The organism is Amycolatopsis sp. NPDC031561 (assembly GCF_055580625.1).
This window is the reverse complement of the sequence record NZ_JBVILA010000051.1, coordinates 15,835-31,607: the sequence shown is the minus strand read 5'-3', so window position 1 is coordinate 31,607 and position 15,773 is coordinate 15,835. Positions and strand designations below refer to the sequence as shown.

18 protein-coding genes are annotated in these 15,773 nt (G+C 68.8%); 3 read left to right on the top strand and 15 right to left on the bottom strand.

Features of this window, described 5'->3' with window-relative positions:
* The first annotated feature begins 587 nt into the window (after nt 1–587).
* Entirely contained in the window at nt 588–1,328 is a 741-nt protein-coding gene (locus tag ACZ5IK_RS44705; RefSeq protein ID WP_101613216.1) for an ABC transporter ATP-binding protein, read from the top strand.
* A gap of 4 nt (nt 1,329–1,332) precedes the next feature.
* Nucleotides 1,333–3,903 (top strand): FtsX-like permease family protein, encoded by a 2,571-nt coding sequence (locus ACZ5IK_RS44700; RefSeq protein WP_465493278.1) that lies wholly within the window; start codon nt 1,333–1,335, stop codon nt 3,901–3,903.
* Nucleotides 3,904–3,921: 18 nt separating this feature from the next.
* Here ACZ5IK_RS44700 and ACZ5IK_RS44695 read toward each other — a convergent pair whose 3' ends face one another.
* From ACZ5IK_RS44695 to ACZ5IK_RS44625, 15 genes are all read right to left on the bottom strand, one after another.
* Entirely contained in the window at nt 3,922–5,271 is a 1,350-nt protein-coding gene (locus ACZ5IK_RS44695) for a DUF2252 domain-containing protein (protein WP_465493277.1), read from the bottom strand.
* A gap of 51 nt (nt 5,272–5,322) precedes the next feature.
* Nucleotides 5,323–6,090: a DUF1206 domain-containing protein gene (locus ACZ5IK_RS44690; protein WP_465493276.1), complete on the bottom strand. Its 768-nt coding sequence runs from the start codon at nt 6,088–6,090 to the stop codon at nt 5,323–5,325.
* Nucleotides 6,091–6,154: 64 nt separating this feature from the next.
* Entirely contained in the window at nt 6,155–6,922 is a 768-nt protein-coding gene (hypB, locus tag ACZ5IK_RS44685) for a hydrogenase nickel incorporation protein HypB (RefSeq protein WP_465493275.1), read from the bottom strand.
* Nucleotides 6,877–7,260, bottom strand: a complete 384-nt coding sequence (locus ACZ5IK_RS44680) for a hydrogenase maturation nickel metallochaperone HypA/HybF (protein ID WP_465493274.1) — start codon at nt 7,258–7,260, stop codon at nt 6,877–6,879. The genes hypB and ACZ5IK_RS44680 overlap by 46 nt, the downstream gene beginning before the upstream one ends.
* A gap of 13 nt (nt 7,261–7,273) precedes the next feature.
* Entirely contained in the window at nt 7,274–8,377 is a 1,104-nt protein-coding gene (gene hypE, locus ACZ5IK_RS44675) for a hydrogenase expression/formation protein HypE (protein WP_465493273.1), read from the bottom strand.
* A complete protein-coding gene (gene hypD / locus ACZ5IK_RS44670; protein WP_465493272.1) occupies nt 8,374–9,501 on the bottom strand; it encodes a hydrogenase formation protein HypD in 1,128 nt (375 codons plus the stop codon). Before hypD ends, hypE begins: the two co-directional genes overlap by 4 nt.
* A 10-nt stretch (nt 9,502–9,511) precedes the next feature.
* Nucleotides 9,512–9,784, bottom strand: a complete 273-nt coding sequence (locus ACZ5IK_RS44665) for a HypC/HybG/HupF family hydrogenase formation chaperone (RefSeq protein WP_101608112.1) — start codon at nt 9,782–9,784, stop codon at nt 9,512–9,514.
* Complete coding sequence (locus ACZ5IK_RS44660; protein WP_465493271.1) at nt 9,757–10,278, bottom strand: hydrogenase maturation protease; 522 nt, start codon at nt 10,276–10,278, stop codon at nt 9,757–9,759. The genes ACZ5IK_RS44665 and ACZ5IK_RS44660 overlap by 28 nt, the downstream gene beginning before the upstream one ends.
* Nucleotides 10,275–11,525: a hypothetical protein gene (locus ACZ5IK_RS44655; protein WP_465493270.1), complete on the bottom strand. Its 1,251-nt coding sequence runs from the start codon at nt 11,523–11,525 to the stop codon at nt 10,275–10,277. The genes ACZ5IK_RS44660 and ACZ5IK_RS44655 overlap by 4 nt, the downstream gene beginning before the upstream one ends.
* Nucleotides 11,522–12,190, bottom strand: coding sequence for a D-sedoheptulose-7-phosphate isomerase (locus ACZ5IK_RS44650; protein WP_465493269.1), 669 nt, complete (start codon nt 12,188–12,190; stop codon nt 11,522–11,524). Before ACZ5IK_RS44650 ends, ACZ5IK_RS44655 begins: the two co-directional genes overlap by 4 nt.
* Nucleotides 12,187–12,402 (bottom strand): HypC/HybG/HupF family hydrogenase formation chaperone, encoded by a 216-nt coding sequence (locus ACZ5IK_RS44645; protein WP_465493268.1) that lies wholly within the window; start codon nt 12,400–12,402, stop codon nt 12,187–12,189. The genes ACZ5IK_RS44650 and ACZ5IK_RS44645 overlap by 4 nt, the downstream gene beginning before the upstream one ends.
* A complete protein-coding gene (locus ACZ5IK_RS44640) occupies nt 12,399–13,022 on the bottom strand; it encodes a D-sedoheptulose-7-phosphate isomerase (protein ID WP_369862360.1) in 624 nt (207 codons plus the stop codon). The genes ACZ5IK_RS44645 and ACZ5IK_RS44640 overlap by 4 nt, the downstream gene beginning before the upstream one ends.
* A gap of 40 nt (nt 13,023–13,062) precedes the next feature.
* A complete protein-coding gene (locus ACZ5IK_RS44635; protein ID WP_465493267.1) occupies nt 13,063–13,491 on the bottom strand; it encodes a helix-turn-helix domain-containing protein in 429 nt (142 codons plus the stop codon).
* Between the two features lie 55 nt (nt 13,492–13,546).
* Nucleotides 13,547–13,840, bottom strand: coding sequence for a muconolactone Delta-isomerase family protein (locus tag ACZ5IK_RS44630; RefSeq protein ID WP_410663595.1), 294 nt, complete (start codon nt 13,838–13,840; stop codon nt 13,547–13,549).
* Between the two features lie 46 nt (nt 13,841–13,886).
* The gene (locus tag ACZ5IK_RS44625; protein ID WP_465493266.1) at nt 13,887–14,270 is read right to left on the bottom strand and encodes a helix-turn-helix domain-containing protein; all 384 of its coding nucleotides are present in this window, start codon (nt 14,268–14,270) and stop codon (nt 13,887–13,889) included.
* Nucleotides 14,271–14,705: 435 nt separating this feature from the next.
* Between ACZ5IK_RS44625 and ACZ5IK_RS44620 the strand changes: the two genes are divergently transcribed.
* Nucleotides 14,706–15,755 carry an NADH-quinone oxidoreductase subunit B family protein gene (locus ACZ5IK_RS44620; RefSeq protein WP_101608103.1) on the top strand — a complete coding sequence of 350 codons (1,050 nt, stop codon included), beginning with the start codon at nt 14,706–14,708 and terminating at the stop codon, nt 15,753–15,755.
* Nucleotides 15,756–15,773: the final 18 nt, after the last annotated feature.

Sequence of the window (15,773 nt, the reverse complement as noted above, 5' to 3'; positions counted from 1 at the left end):
GTGTCCCGAAAGCCATGTTCCCAACCTTCACCGTTGCGAACGAGGCCTTCACAACAACCGACACCGCAAACGGCACGAGCACGCCCCGTTTGCCCTTCCCCTCAATAGAACCGGCATTGCCACTCACGACCCCCTCGCAAAGCGTGCATATAGGGATCAATCAGACACCCAGTCGCCTGGAAGTGTCCCGTGTGGACGGTCAGGGCACGACCGGCTCTCGTTGGCCGGTCCAGATGCGCGACGCCGAAGGCTCCCTTCGCCGCATCGGACGCGGTGAAGGGAGCCTTCGGCCCGGTACGACCCCCTCAATAGCCCTCTTTGTCACTCGCGACCCCGTCTCGAAGGGCGCAAAGCACCCAAACTGGACATCTGCATCGCGAGATTTGTCCCTTAAGGACAGTCGAGGAGCTTCAGGCGTCCAGGCAACGAACGAAGCCCCCGCGCCACCCGGCACAGCGTCGTGACCGCCGATCAACCGGTCATGGTGGTGCCAGCACTACCACGAGTCTTCCCTCACGCGGGATCGATCCGAGCCCTCGTCGACCGTAGGTTTGACGAGAGAGATCAACACCGCTTAAGGGGAAATGATGAATTCAGGGGGCACGTGCGCCTTGGCACTGGAATCCGTGAGCAAGGTCTACGGTTCCGGTGACGGCGCGGTCACTGCTTTGAACGGGGTGACCGTCGGGGTGCGCAAGGGCACGTTCACCGCCGTGATGGGACCGTCGGGATCGGGCAAGAGCACCTTCCTGCACTGCGCGGCCGGACTCGACCGGCCGAGCTCGGGACGGGTTCTGCTCGGTGACACCGAACTCAGCAAGCTGCGCGAGAAAGCGCTCACTGAGCTGCGGAGGACCCGCATCGGGTTCATCTTCCAGGCCTACAACCTGTTGCCGTCGTTGAACGTGCTGCAGAACATCACGCTCCCGATGCGCCTGGCCGGGCAGAAGCCCGACCCGCAGTGGCTGCGCGAGATCGTCGAGGGAGTCGGGATCGCGAAGCGGCTCGAACACCGCCCGTCGGAACTCTCCGGCGGCCAGCAGCAGCGGGTCGCGATCGCCCGCGCGCTGGTCACCCGGCCGGAGGTCGTCCTCGCCGACGAACCGACCGGGGCCCTGGACACGCGCACCGCTCGCCAGGTGCTCGACCTGCTCCGTTCCATTGTGGACGACATGGGGCAGACGGTGCTGATGGTCACACACGACCCGGTCGCGGCCTCGGCCGCGCACGGTGTGCTGTTCCTGGCCGACGGCAAGCTCGCGGGTCACCTCCCGCAGCCGACGCCGGAACGTGTCGCCGAGCGCATGACCCACCTCGGGGAGTGGTGACGTCATGTGGGATTTGGCATGGCAGACGATCAAGACCCGCCTGAGCGGCTTCGTCGGCGCGTTCATCGCGATCCTCTGCGGCACGGCGCTCGTCGCCGGCTGCGGCATCCTGATGGAGTCCGGGCTGCGGGCCGGTGTCCCGACACAGCGGTACGCGGACGCGGCGGTCGTCGTCGGCGGACAGCAGACGGTCGACCCGCTCGGGGCCGGTCCGATGGAAACCCAGCAGGTCGGGGAGCAGGCCTCGGTGCCGGTGACGATCGCCGGGACGATCACGTCGGTGCCGGGTGTCCGCGGCGTGGTGGCGGAGCAGAGCTTCCCCGCCACCGTGGTGAAGGCCGACGGCCAGGTACTGACCGGGCCGGAGGGCGGCCAGTCCCTGGGGCACAACTGGGACGCCGCCGCGCTGGCGCCGTTCTCGCTGCGTGACGGCGAGGCACCCACACGTGCCGACGAAGTGGTCCTCGACGCCGACTTGGCCGCCCGGAGCGGTGTCGCAGTCGGGCAGCAGGTGAAGATCGCCGTCCGTTCGACGCCGGTGGAGTTCCGGCTCTCCGGGATCGCCGCCCCGAAGTCGGGCGACGGCCTCAGCCGTCAGTCCTCGGTGTTCTTCTCCCAGGAGAAGGCCGCCGAGCTCGCCGGGACGCCCGGCCAGGTGCACGCGATCGGCGTGCTGGCGGATCCGGGTGTCACGCCGGGCGACCTCGCCGACCGGATCGGCGCCGCGGTCGGCACCGGCAAGGTGACGGTGACGACCGGGGTCGAGCGCAGCACGGTCGAGTTCCTCGACGTCAGCCAGACCCGCATGATGCTGATGGCGCTCGCGGGCTCGTTCGGCGGGTTCGCCCTCCTCATCGCGGTGTTCGTCGTGGCCAGCACGCTGGCGCTGGTCATCAACCAGCGTCGCCGCGAGTTCGCGCTGCTGCGGGCGATCGCGGCGACACCCCAGCAGATCCGCAAGCTCATCGGCGCCGAGACGATGCTGGTCGCGTCGGTCGCCGGGGTGCTCGGCAGCGGTCTCGGCGTGGCCGTCGGCTTCGGAATGAAGAACGCCTTCGCGGCGATCGGGGTGATCCCGCCGGACTTCGAGCTGGCGCTCAGCCCCATCCCGCTCGTCGCCGCGCTGGCGCTCGGCCTGGGTACGGCCCGGCTGGCCGCGTGGTCGGCATCGCGGCGTCCGTCGTCGATCCGCCCGGTGGAGGCGCTCGGCGAGGCAGCGGTGGAGCGGCGTGAACTCGGCCGCGTGCGCGTCATCGTCGGCGGCGCGCTGGTGGTGGCCGGTCTGGCCGGCTCGATGGTCCCGATCTTCCTGCCCGGTGAACCGGGGCTCGCGGCTTCGTCGGCGTCGGCGCTGATCATCGTGATCGGGCTGGCCGTGGTCAGCCCGAAGGTGGTCGCGTTCATGACGAAGCTGATCGCGCCGGTGCTCAATCGGACGTCGCGGATCAGCGGCTACCTGGCCGCCGCGAACAGCCAGGCCAACTCGCGGCGCCTCGCCGCCGCGGTGACGCCCGTGATGCTCGCGGTCTCGTTCGCCCTGACGATGTTCTACAGCCAGACCTCCGCGGCCGCCGCCCGGCAGGAAGAGACCGTGAAGTCGACCACCGCGGACCACGTGCTCGCCAGTACCACCGGTGGCCTGTCCCCGGAGGTGGCCGAGGCCACGCGACGGATCCCCGGCGTCGCCGCCGCGACCCCCGTCGTGCACACCGAGGTGATGAACACGGTGCAGGAGCAGGAGAGCTTGCGTGTCGAGCGGTACGGGGCGCAGGGGCTCGACGGCACACAGGTCCGCGGGAACCTCGACCTGGGCGTCGTGTCGGGCAAGATCACCGACCTGACCGGGAACACCGTGGCGATGAGCGAGCGGGAAGCCGACTGGTACGACAAGAAGATCGGCGACGAGGTCGAGTTCTACTACGGTGACGGCGCTCCGGCGAAGCTGAGGCTGGTCGCCACGTACACCCGCGACCAGGCGTTCGGCCGCTACGTGCTGCCCGTCGAGCTGGCCAGGGCGCACACCGGTGACCGGATGGACGACTCGGTGCTCGTGCGGCAGCAGCCCGACGCGGACTCCGCGACCGTGACCGCCGCCCTGCGCGACCTCGCGGCTCGTTATCCGGGCCTGGTCGTGACGCCGGGATCCGCGGTCGCCGCGCCCGCGGGCGGTCAGCAGCAGGTCCAGTTCTACGTCAACCTGGTCGCGGTCGGCGTGATCCTCGGCTACGTCGTGATCTCGGTGGCCAACACGCTGGTGATGAGCACGGCGCAGCGGTCTCGGGAGTTCGCGCTGCTGCGGCTGATCGGCACCACGAAACGCCAGGTCGTCCGGATGATGCGGTTCGAAGCGCTGGCGACGGTGGGGGTCGCGGCCGTGCTCGGCACGGTGGTGGCGGGGATTCCGCTGGTACTGCTGAACCTCGGCCTGCGAGGCACGCCGCTGCCGTCCGGCACGATCGCCGTCTTCGGCGGGGTCATCGCCGGGGCGATCCTGCTCGGCCTGGTCTCGCTCGGCCTCGCCACCCGGGTGGCGCTGCGGTCCAAGCCGATCGAGGCGATCGGCCTCCGCGAATAGCCGGTCCCCGCCGTCCGGTCAGCCCTCCGCGGCGGGCCGGACGGCGGGGATCTTCCCGCCGCGGAAGGCGTCCACGAACAACCGGTGGTCCTCCCGTGACTGCTCGGCGTAGGCCATCCCGAACTCGGTCAGCGTGCGGACGAACTCGTCTTCGCGGTCACCGATCACTTCGGCGATGGCCGCTTCGCTCTGGAAGTCGACGAGCGTCTGCTCGGAGTCCGAATCGGACACACAGTGCATCTTCGCGGTGGCCCGGCCGAGATAGTCGAGCACGGGCCCCATCTCCGCCGGTTCCGTCAGATCCGACCAGTCCAGGTCGTCGACATAGGGCGACAACTCCGAGACGACGAACCCGGTCCCGTCGATCTCCGTGTACCCGAGCCAAGGATCCGCGTGCGCCTGCAGCGCGCGCTGCGAGACGGCGGTGCGGTGCCCCTCGTTGGTGAAGTAGTCGCGGATGCTCTGCTCCGACACGATCCGGCTCGGCGCCGCGACATTCCCTTGTTTCATCGACAGGACGACGTCGTTCTCGAGCGCCTGGGTCCGCCCTTCGACGAGGATGTTGTACGCGGGCAGCCCGGCCGAACCGATGCCGAAGCCGGTCCGGCCGACGATGTCCTTGACCCGGTAGGTGATGCTGCCGAACCGCTTGTTCTCCGGAATGGTGTCCAAATAGGACTCGAAGGCGGCGATCGCGGTCTTGCGTTCCGCCTTCTCCAGGACCCGGACCCCCGGCCCGTGCCGGAACCTCCGGTCGTAATCCTCCACGGTGGTCACTTCGTCGAGCAGGTCGATCCGCGTCTTCAGCCGGGCCCGGAGCAGCACGTTGTGCAGGATGCCCTCGGTGCTGTCCAGCTGGAGCCGGACGAGTTCGTCGCCGGGGCGTTCGGCGTACTCGCGGACCTGCTTCACGTAGGCGCGCAGGTAGGTGCCGATCAGCGTCTCGATGTCGTCGTCCGAGATCGCCTTGCTCCACGCCAGCAGCGCGACACTGGCCGCGAGCCGTTTGAGGTCCCAGGTGAAGCAGCCGAGGTAGGCCTCGTCGAAGTCGTTGACGTCGAACACCAGCGTCCCGGACGAATCCATGTAGCTGCCGAAGTTCTCGGCGTGGAGATCGCCCTGGATCCACACCCGGCTGGTCTCGTCGTTCGCCCACGGGTCTTCCTCGTGCGCCATGTCCGCGTAGAACAGGCACGCCGAACCGCGGTAGAACGCGAACGGGGCGGCCGCCATCTTGCGGAACTTGCGGCGGAACGCGTCGGCGTCCGCGCGCATGAGGTCGTCGAAGGCCTCCACCAGCACTTCGACGATCCGCGCCTGCCGATCGTCCTCGCCCTGCTCGCGGATCCACTCGACCACACCTGCCATCACGACCTCCAGACGGCTCTCACGGTGCCACAGGTCGGTTCGCCGGGCAGATCAGATCTTGCGGAATCGCGCGTCCAGCAGCGCGAAGGCCCCGAAAGCGGCGATCCCGGCCGCGAGCACGAGCAGCATCGGACCGCCGTAAGGCTGGGCGACGAGCGTCTTCAGCGCGACGTCGAGCCCGCTCGCCTTGGCAGGGTCGTAGGTGACCGCGGCGATGACGGTCAGGACGCCGATGGTGCCGTACGCGGCGGAGAGCGCGATCCAGCCGACCTGGCCGAGCCGGATCGTCGTGGTGCGGGTCGTCCCTGAGGCCTTCCCGAAGTCGAGCTCCCGCACGAACGTCTTCCGGAACCCGCGCTGGGCGAGGAACACCGCCACCGCGACGACGCCGATCCCGACGACGGTCACCAGAACCTGGCCGTAGGACTCCGCGAGGATGTCGGCGACCAAGGAGCCCTGGCCGTCGTCCGCGCCCGAGATCGCGACCTTCACCGCGCTGTAGGAGACGAGGCCGTACAGCACGACCTCGATCCCGCTGACGATCCTGCGCACCGTCCGCCGCCGCGCCTTCACGTGCCGGTGCCCGGTGAGCGCCTCACTGAGCTGCCACAACGCCAGTACGGCGAGACCGGCCGCGATCAGCCACAGCAGCCACGCACCGCCTTCCGCGACCACCACCTGCAAGGCGCCCGCCTTGTCCGCCTTGGCCTTGTCGCCGAGGGCGACCTGTGCCGCGAGCCACGCGACGAGCAGATGCACGACGGAGTAACAGACGAGCCCGCCCCGGGCGATCAGGTCGAACGTCTTGCTGTCGCGCATCGGGCGATCCTTGTCGAGTGGCCGCCCGTTCACCAGGGCCGCCCGGCCCAATGTGTCCGATCTGTCAGCTTTCGCGACCGTCCAGCCAGCCGTACCACTCGTCGAGGCCCGTGCCCGTCGTCGCGGACAGGCACAGCACCTTCGGCCGGGGGTTCACCCGCGTCAGGTCCTCGGTGAACGACTCGACGTCGAAGTCGACGTACGGCAGCAGGTCGATCTTGTTGAGCAGTACGACGTCCGCCGTCCGGAACATGTGCGGGTACTTGAGCGGTTTGTCGGCGCCCTCGGTGACCGACATGACCACCACCCGCGCGGCCTCGCCGAGATCGAACAGCGCCGGGCAGACGAGGTTCCCGACGTTCTCGATGAACACCGTGGACCGCGGTGGCGGCGCGAGGGTGTGCAGCGCCTTGGCCAGCATGCCCGCGTCGAGATGGCAGCCGGCCCCGGTGTTGATCTGCACCACGCGGCAGCCGGTCGCCCTGATCCGCTCGGCGTCGAAGATCGTCTCCTGGTCGCCTTCGATCACCGACATCGGCAGGGTGCGGCCGCGGTCGACGATCGTGCGCGCCAGCAGCGTCGTCTTGCCGGAACCGGGGGAGCTCATCACGTTCAGCGTGTGGATGCCCCGCGCGGCCAGCCACGTCCGGTTGTCCGCCGCCAGCCGGTCGTTGGCCGCGAGGATGTCCTGTTCCAGCAGCACGGTCCGGTCGGGTTCCGGAGGTGAGTGCCCGTGTCCATGGCCGTGTCCGTGTTCATGTCCGTGCCCGGCCGACGACGGATCGATCACCCGGACTCCGGCGTCGTCCGAGCACCCGCAGGTTGCGCACATTCGCCTCGCACCTCCACAGATTTGATCCGGAGTTCCTGCCCGCCGAGCACCCGCAGGTTCGCGCCGCCACAGCGGGGGCACAGGGGGATCCGGGGATCTTCGACGGTGAATTCCCGGGCGCAGTCGCGGCAGCGAGCGCGTCCCGGCGGTTCGATCACTTCCAGTACCGCGTCCCGCAACGGGGTGCCGTCCACGATGACCTCGAAACAGAACCGCACCGAATCCACGACCACGCCCGAAAGCGCCCCGATCTCCAGCGTCACCTTGCGGATCGGGGTTTCCCCCAGCCGCCGCGTGATCTCCTGGACCGCGGCCTGCGTGATCGCCAGTTCGTGCACGGGGCGCCCCCCTTCAGCAGATCCGCGGCAGGGGATCGCCGACCAGCAGATCGCAGATCCGGGTCCCGCCGAACACCGTGTTCAGCAGCACCAGGCCCGGTGGATCGGCCTTGACCCGGCCGATGATCGCCGCTTGCGCACCGAGTGGATGCGCGCGCATCGTGTCGAGCGCCAGATCGGCCTGGGCACCGTCCACGAAGACCACGATCCGGCCCTCACAGGCGACGTAGAGCGGGTCGATGCCGAGCAGTTCCGACGCGCCGCGCACCTCGTGCCCGACCGGGACCTGGTCCTCGTCGACCACCACGGCGACGTCGGCGGCCTTCGCGGCTTCGTTGAGGATCGTCGCGACACCGCCCCGCGTGGCGTCGCGCATCGCCCGCACTCCCGGCGCCGCGTCCAGCAGGGCGGCGGCGAGACCGTGGACCGGCGCGGTGTCGGACACGAGATCGGCCTCGATGTCGAGTTCGCCGCGCGCCAGCATGACGGTGACACCGTGCTCGCCGATCGGGCCGGACACCAGGACCGCGTCGCCGGGCCGGATCGTCGCGACGCCGAGCTCGTGCGGGGTGCCGAGCAGGCCGACGCCGGCGGTGTTGATGTAGCAGCCGTCGGCCTTCCCGCGCTGAACGACCTTCGTGTCGCCGGTCACGATGGACACCCCGGCGGCCTCGGCGGCGAGCTTCATCGACTCCACGATCCGGACGAGGTCCGCGACCGGGAAGCCTTCTTCCAGGATGAAACCCGCCGTCAGGTACAGCGGTTTCGCGCCGGACACGGCGAGGTCGTTGACCGTGCCGTTGACCGCGAGGTCGCCGATGTTCCCGCCGGGGAAGAACAGCGGCGACACGACGTACGAATCGGTGGTGAGCGCCAGCCGTGAGCCGTCGATCGTCAGCCGCGCCGCGTCCTCCAGCGGTTCGAGCAAGGGATTGCGGAACGCGTCGAGGAAGATCGCCTCGATGAGGGTCTGGGTGGCCTTCCCGCCGGAGCCGTGCGCGAGGGTGATGCGCTCCTCACGGACCTTCGGGCGGCGGCGCCGGGCCTTGTCGATCCGGTCGAGCACCCGCTGTTCGCGGTCCGACGGCAAGCCTGGCAACCCTGTCGACGTGCTCATCGGACGCTCGCCTCGCGCACCCTGGTCCGGGTGAACCGGCCGAAGTTGTAGTAGGCGGCGCAGGCGCCCTCGGGGGAGACCATGCACGTCCCGATCGGGGTCTCCGGGGTGCACGCGGTGCCGAACACCTTGCACTCCCACGGTTTCAGCACTCCCTTGAGTACCTCGCCGCATTGGCAGGCCTTGGGGTCGGCGACCCGCACACCGGGGACCTCGTACTTCAGTTCGGCGTCGAACCGGGCGTACTCGTCGCGCAGCCGCAACGCCGAATGCGAGATGAACCCGAGCCCGCGCCATTCGAAGTACGGCCGCAACTGCATCGTCTCGTTGATCGCACGCAGCGCGGTCGGGTTCCCTTCCCAGGGCACCACCCGCGAGTACTGGTTCTCGACCTCGGAGCGGCCTTCCTTGAGTTGCAGCATCAGCAGGTAGATCGACTGCAGGATGTCGAGCGGTTCGAACCCGGCGACCACGATCGGCTTGCCGTACCGCCCGGCGATGAACTCGTACGGACGGCAGCCGATCACCGTGGAGACGTGGCCGGGGCCGATGAACCCGTCGAGACGCAGGTCGGGGGAGTCGAGGATCGCCTTGATCGCGGGGATGATGGTGATGTGGTTGCAGAAGATCGAGAAGTTCTCGATCCCTTCCGCGGCCGCGCGCAGGACCGTCATCGCGGTGGACGGCGTGGTCGTCTCGAACCCGATCGCCATGAACACGACCTGCTGGTCCGGGTTCTGCCGGGCGATCTTGAGCGAGTCGAGCGGCGAGTAGACCATCCTGATGTTGGTGCCCTCGGCGTTGGAGTCGAAGAAGTTCCCGTCGCTGCCCGGGACGCGCATCATGTCGCCGAACGAGGTCATGAGCACCCCGGGACGGCGGGCGATGCTGATGGCGTCGTCGATGCGGCCCATCGGGATCACGCACACCGGGCAGCCTGGGCCGTGCACGAGGGTGATGGCCTCGGGAAGGTAGTCCTCGAGCCCGTGTTTGTAGATGGTGTGCGTGTGCCCGCCGCACACCTCCATGAACTTGTACTCCCGGCCGGGTTCGCACAGACCGGCGATCTTCGAAGCCAGCGCCCTGGCCTTCTCGGCGTCGCGGAACTCGTCCACAAAACGCATGCCGCCCCTCCTAAACGATCTGGGAATCCCGTAGTGCCGCCATTTCGTCCTCGTACGCCTTGCCGATGCTTTCGAGGAAGTCCATCGCGGCCTTCGCTTCGGCTTCGTCGATCTTCGACAGTGCGAAGCCGACGTGGATGAGCACCCAGTCGCCGGGGGCGATGCCCTCCTCCGCGACCAGCCCGATGTTGATCGCCCGTTTGACCCCGCTGACGTCGACCCGCGCCAGATCCGGCCGGTCGGACAGGATCTCGATCACTTCTCCGGGAATGCCAAGGCACATGGCGGCACCTGCTTCCTCCTCGCTTCGGAGCTCTCCTTGACGAGATCGGTGACCACGCGGGCCGCCGTGTCGACCGCGGCTTCGACAGCGGGGCTGAGCCCCATCCGCTGCTCCAGGACCGCGGGTTCGCAGCCGACCAGCAGTACCCGGCCGGGCTCCCCGCCGAGCAGGGCGACCAGGTTCAGCACGACGTCGGGCTGCATGCCGTGCGCGTCGAGCGCCTCCGCCTGGGGTGGTCCGTCCGGTGGATCCAGTTCGACGACGTACACCGTGCCGGGCGGGTCGCCCCGCATCGTGGCGTCGACCAGGATCGTCAGCCCGTAGCCGCCGCTCGCGAGATCGTGGGCCAGGTGCATGCCCCGGATGCCGTAGTCGGCCACCCGGACGTCCTCCGGCAAGTCCTTTGTGGACAAGCGCCGGGCGACCTCGACGCCGAACCCGTCGTCGCCGAGGAAGACGTTCCCGACACCGGCCACCAGCACGCGGGGCGTCATAGCGGTTCCACCTCGTCGGCGCCGAAGTAGCGGTACCGGCCGTGCTGGGCGTAGAGGTCCGAGCCGAGATCGTCCTCCAGTGTCACCGCGAGATGGCAGACGTCGTCGACGTCGAACAGCACCGCTCGCACCACCGCGACCCGCCCGGCAAGGAACATGTCGTGCGCGTCGGCCCGTTTGACCGGCCGCAGCCGGACCCGGCTGCCCTCGCCGACGGCCACTCCGCCGACGGTGACGGTGGTGGGCTCCGGCTCCGGTTCGGGGGTGCCGGTGACCGAGCGCAGGTAGCGGATCGTGCCGTGCAACCGGTCGAGCAGATCCGGTGACAGGCCGTCGACGCGGTCGAGGAGTTCGGCGGCGCGGGCGTCCGTGGCGCGGGCCTGACGTTTCTCCTCGTCGGTCAGCGTCATGGTGCGCAGCGTGAGGATCTCGTCGATTTCCAGGCCGTCGTAGAGGGTTCCCGGGCTTTCCTCGGCGATCTCCGGATGATCGTTGAGAATGATGGGGGTGCACAGGACGGTGTCACCGACGAGGACGGGCCACAGCCGCTCGTTGACGCACTCCTCGGTCACCCGCGCGGCCCATTCGGGCGGATCGGCCGAGGACAGGAAGTGTCCGTCCGAGGTGGACAGCAGGGCGTGCGCGGCGATCAGCGAGTGCGCGAGCGCGTCCGGGCGGGTCGCCCCCGGCTCGGCCCAGCCGGAGGTGTTCTCCACCCGCAGGCGAAGTTTGAGGCCGCCGAACGGGTCCGGCAGGTCGACAGCGCGGATCCGCAGCTCCCCGGACAAGCCGGCGCGCCGCCGGACCAGGCGAGTTTCGTCGCGGACCTGCTCGACGTCCTCACCGCCGCCTACCTGGAACGGCACCCTGGTTTCGGTGCGCAGCGCGGAAAAGGGAACGACGGTGTCGACCTCCCGTTCGACGGCCTCCTCCCAGGTGGTGTACTCGACGCCGTCGACGGTCGCCGACGGCACGGGCCGCCCGGCCACTTCGACGACACGCTTCTGGAGTTGCAGGAATCGGAGCAGCACCCGCAGCACGCCGTCCGGCGCGGGCTCGGCGATCAGTTCGGCCTGGGACCACTCGTGTTCGCCGGTCCCGCCCGCCGCGTAGGCGGGCGGGGTCAGCACTCCCCATTGGAACCGGACCTGGTTCTTGGCCGCCGACGCGCGGTACGGGTACAGGAGGTAGCCCTCGTACAGCACGGCGTCGGCGACCGCCCTGGCCCGGTCCGGCGCGGTGGTCACGGCGTGTCCCGGAGTCCGGCCACGGTGAGCTCCCACAGCACGTGGTAGAGCGTGGTCTGCGCTTCCTGGACACGGTGTACCGACGGCGACGGCACCACGAACAGGTAGTCGACGCTGTCCAGTTCGGCCATCTTGCCGCCGTCGTAGCCCGCGATGCCGACGGTGAGCAATCCCAGCCTGCTGGCTTCGTCGAAGGCACGCAGGAGGTTGGCGGAGTTCCCGCTGGTGGACAGGCCGACCGCGATGTCGCCCGCCCTGCCGAAGGCGGCGATCTGCCGGGCGAACACCACGTCGAAGCCGATGTCGTTGCTGAGCGCGGTGATCACCGCGATGTCGTTGGTCAGCCCGAACGCGGGCAGTGGTGGCGAGTCCCCCGCCGGATTCAAGAAGAGACTGGCGAGGTCCTGCGCGTCGGTCGAACTGCCCCCGTTGCCGAAGGTCAGCAGCCTGCCGCCGACGGCGAAGGCGCCGGTCATCGCTCGTGCGCACTCGAGAAGCCGCTGCCCGTCCCTCGCGAACACCGACGCGCGCAACTCGGTGATCTCCCGGGCCTTGTCCACAGTGGATCTCCGGACCTGTTCGAGCAGGGAGTCCACATCGGACGAGTCCGCGTACAGGAACGGGTACAGGGCTTGGACCTCGGTGGCGGGACCGTCGCCGTTCATCGGGAATCGCCTCCCAGCACCGCGATGGCCTCCCCGGCGTGCACGAGGACGGTGTCGCCGACGTGGGACGCGACCAGCGCGACGCTGACCTCCTCCTCGGTCCCGGCGTCGGTGCGGACGACGGCGAGGGCGTCGTCCAGCAGCCGCATCACGGTGACCGGGACGGCGGTGTCCGAACAGGTCACGCAGACGTCGTCGTGGCAGTCGTTCATCGCGCCTCCTCGTCGAGAACGCCAGGCTGTTCCAGGAACACGTGCACCAGCTCCCATAGCACGTGGTACATCGTCACGTGCACCTCTTTGACCACCCTGGGATCCACGGAGGCGGCGATCAGCAGGTGGTCGGCGGCCCGGCGGGCGGCGATCGCCCCGCCGTCGCCGCCGACGAGGGCGACGGTCAGCATGCCGAGCTCGCGGGCCCGCTCCAGGCCCCGCAGGACGTTGCGGCAGTCGCCGTCGGTGGACAGGCCCAGCGCGATGTCGGGGGGTTCGGCGAGGAACCGGATCTGATGCGCGAAGATCTCGTCGAGACCGGCCCGGTTGGCGACCCCGGTGAGCGTGGCGACGTCCGAGGTCAGCGACAGCGCGGGCAGCGCCCGTTTCCCGACGATCACCGGATGCACGAACTCGACGGCCACGTGCTGGGCGTCGGTGCTCGGTCCGCCGTTGCCGAACACGACGAGTTTCCCGCCGCGGTGGAACCGCTTCGCCATCGCGTGGCAGGTGCGGGCGACGTCTTCGGCGTGCTCGGCGAGATCGTCCAGCGGGCGGGCGCGGTCGCGCACGAGGGCGTCGACCACACCGAGGCCGCCGGGACGTGACAACTCTGTCACGGGCGGAGTCCTTTATGTGGTGGGAAAACAGATCAGTCCGCTAGGCGGAGGACCCGTTGGTACCGGGCCGGCCGCCCGTTCGTTGTCTGCCGGGCGCGAGGAAACCCTCCGGCAGGCCGGGGCCGAGAATTCCGGCTGTCCGCCAGATCGGGGCGGAAACCGGTTCAGCGGGCGGCACGTCGTCATGCCGCGCCGATTCAGGTAGCCAGCTCTCCGGATTCGCCGTCAGGCCGAGCAGATAGGTGACCGAACAGGACAGCGAAGCGGCTAGCTCTGGCAGCAGACCGAGGTCCAGGCCGCGCCCGTTCTCCATCGCGCTCAGCGCGCGGTTGGTCGTACAACTCCCGTGTTCTTGCAGGCGTACCACGACTTCACGCTGGGTCAGACCCAGGGAAAGTCGTCGCTCGCGCAGCCGCTGGGCACAGATCCAGTGTCGTTCGCGAGCGGGATTCGGCTTCGGCGCGCTCATCGGACACCTCTGTCCCGAGGGAACGACACAAGTGTTCGCCGCGATCTCCGATCCGTCAACCGGGCATCTCGGTGAGACCCGCGGCCGGATCCGGCATGTCGGCGAGGGGGTGAATCTCGTACCGCGCGAAGTTGTAGACCGGCGACATCGCGAGCAGCCGTTCGAGTTCTTCGTTGGAACCGACGTCGTAGATCCAGGCTCCGCCGTGCTGCCCGACGAGGTGGTAGCGCGCGAGCACCTTGCCCTTTTCCTCCAGTGGCCCGGCATAGCGCGGCATCCTGGCGACGGCGGCGGCCATCTCGCCCGACAGCAGGGCGAGCTCCATCCGGAACAGCACCAGGAATTTCATCCGTCCACCATCCGGCGGCGGCGCGGGCACTGTCAACAGCCCGGTTTCAGGTGAGCGGCGATCTTCCGAACCGTTCCTGGAGCCGCCGCAGGTCCCGCAGCCTCGGTTCGGTTTCGCCACCGACCCACCGCCCGACGGTCTTGACCGAAACACCCAGCTGACGTGCGGCGGCCTCCTGCGTGAGCCCTTCCCGCTCCAGTACCTCGGTCATCCAGTCGGCGAACGACCCGGGCGCCTCGGAACCCGGTCCCGCCGTGGGGGAGTCCGACTTCAGTTCGGTCACCTGGGCGAGTGTCGGTTCGCCGGGCTGCCCGGAATGCGAATGCAGGACGTCGACCTCGACGTGCTCCGGGAAGATCCGGAACGAGATCTGGATGGTGCCCGTCGGGCCCGCCGCGTCGAGAAGCGCGCGGAAGACCGTCTGGCTCACTTCCCGATTGTCCCCATCGGTGAGCGGGGAATCGGCGAGACAATGGCGGACGAATTCGCGGATTTCCGGAATCGAGGAAGGACGGGCCGGGAAAATCTTGGAAAGCACGACGACCGGGAGTAGCTCAATGGGTACTCCCGTACCTTCGAAATTCGGTACGTCCACGAGAATCCCGTCGTCGGGGCCGCTTCGGTCAGCCTACCTGCGCGGGCTTTGCGTCCCAAGCGAAGAACGCGGAGACAGATCTGTCCTGTCGTCTTGCCGATGTTGTCCGGCGAGGTCTACCGTGACAGTGTTCGTGCCGCGGAAAGCCTCGCTCTTTCCGAGGTCGTTTCCCGTTCTCCACTTTCCACGCTCGCGTGTCGGCCCTTGTCGAACCCGCCGGGCGTTCGCCGACTTCGAATGCGGCCTCGGGCCGCGAGGAGGTGGTCCTCGATGACCACGGCCGAAACGACTGACGAACCCGTCGTGCACATCCTCTGGATGAACGGTGGTCTCGGCTGCGACGGCGACTCGGTCGCCCTGACGGCCGCCACCCAGCCGAGTATCGAGGAGATCGTGCTCGGCGCCCTGCCCGGGCTCCCGAAGGTCGCGGTTCACTGGCCGCTGATCGACTTCGAATGCGGGCCGGAGACCGGCGCGGACACCTTCATCGAGTGGTGGCACAAGGCCGACCGGGGTGAGCTGGAGCCGTTCGTGCTCGTGGTCGAGGGCTCGATCCCGAACGAGAAGATCAAGTCCGAGGGCTATTGGTGCGGTTTCGGCAACAACCCCGCCACGGGCCAGCCGATGACCACCAGCGAATGGCTGGACCGGTTGGCGCCCAAGGCTTTGGTGGTCCTCGCCGTCGGCACGTGCGCGACCTACGGCGGTATCCACGCGATGGCCGGGAACCCGACAGGGGCGATGGGCGTGCCCGACTACCTCGGCTGGGAGTGGCGGTCGAAGGCCGGGATCCCGATCGTCTGCGTGCCCGGCTGCCCGACCCATCCGGACAACCTCTCCGAGACGATCCTGTACCTGCTGTACCAGGCCGCGGGGCAGGCCCCGATGATCCCGCTCGACGAGGCGCTGCGCCCGCAGTGGCTCTTCGGCGCGACCGTGCACGAGGGCTGCGACCGTGCCGGCTACTACGAGCAGGGCGAGTTCGCCGACGACTACGGCTCGCCGAAATGCCTGGTGAAACTGGGCTGCTGGGGTCCGGTGGTCAAGTGCAACGTCCCGAAACGCGGCTGGATCAACGGCGTCGGCGGCTGCCCGAACGTGGGCGGGATCTGCATCGCCTGCACGATGCCCGGGTTCCCGGACAAGTTCATGCCGTTCATGGACGAGCCGCCGGGGTCGAAGGTGTCCGCCGCGGCGAGCACGGCCTACGGGACGGTCATCCGCGCGCTGCGCGGGTTCACCATGAGGACCGCCGACGAGGAACCGAAGTGGCGCCACAAAGGGAATTCACTGACCACCGGCTACAAGTCCAACTGGTGACGGAGCGAGGAATCCAGC

What these genes read in the sequence shown, in the direction of transcription:
- ACZ5IK_RS44705 (WP_101613216.1), top strand. Translation starts at nt 588, where the DNA reads ATGAATTCAGGGGGCACGTGCGCCTTGGCACTGGAATCCGTGAGCAAG.
- ACZ5IK_RS44700 (WP_465493278.1), top strand. Translation starts at nt 1,333, where the DNA reads ATGTGGGATTTGGCATGGCAGACGATCAAGACCCGCCTGAGCGGCTTC.
- ACZ5IK_RS44695 (WP_465493277.1), bottom strand. Translation starts at nt 5,271, where the DNA reads ATGGCAGGTGTGGTCGAGTGGATCCGCGAGCAGGGCGAGGACGATCGG.
- ACZ5IK_RS44690 (WP_465493276.1), bottom strand. Translation starts at nt 6,090, where the DNA reads ATGCGCGACAGCAAGACGTTCGACCTGATCGCCCGGGGCGGGCTCGTC.
- hypB (WP_465493275.1), bottom strand. Translation starts at nt 6,922, where the DNA reads ATGTGCGCAACCTGCGGGTGCTCGGACGACGCCGGAGTCCGGGTGATC.
- hypE (WP_465493273.1), bottom strand. Translation starts at nt 8,377, where the DNA reads ATGAGCACGTCGACAGGGTTGCCAGGCTTGCCGTCGGACCGCGAACAG.
- hypD (WP_465493272.1), bottom strand. Translation starts at nt 9,501, where the DNA reads ATGCGTTTTGTGGACGAGTTCCGCGACGCCGAGAAGGCCAGGGCGCTG.
- ACZ5IK_RS44665 (WP_101608112.1), bottom strand. Translation starts at nt 9,784, where the DNA reads ATGTGCCTTGGCATTCCCGGAGAAGTGATCGAGATCCTGTCCGACCGG.
- ACZ5IK_RS44660 (WP_465493271.1), bottom strand. Translation starts at nt 10,278, where the DNA reads ATGACGCCCCGCGTGCTGGTGGCCGGTGTCGGGAACGTCTTCCTCGGC.
- ACZ5IK_RS44650 (WP_465493269.1), bottom strand. Translation starts at nt 12,190, where the DNA reads ATGAACGGCGACGGTCCCGCCACCGAGGTCCAAGCCCTGTACCCGTTC.
- ACZ5IK_RS44645 (WP_465493268.1), bottom strand. Translation starts at nt 12,402, where the DNA reads ATGAACGACTGCCACGACGACGTCTGCGTGACCTGTTCGGACACCGCC.
- ACZ5IK_RS44635 (WP_465493267.1), bottom strand. Translation starts at nt 13,491, where the DNA reads ATGAGCGCGCCGAAGCCGAATCCCGCTCGCGAACGACACTGGATCTGT.
- ACZ5IK_RS44630 (WP_410663595.1), bottom strand. Translation starts at nt 13,840, where the DNA reads ATGAAATTCCTGGTGCTGTTCCGGATGGAGCTCGCCCTGCTGTCGGGC.
- ACZ5IK_RS44620 (WP_101608103.1), top strand. Translation starts at nt 14,706, where the DNA reads ATGACCACGGCCGAAACGACTGACGAACCCGTCGTGCACATCCTCTGG.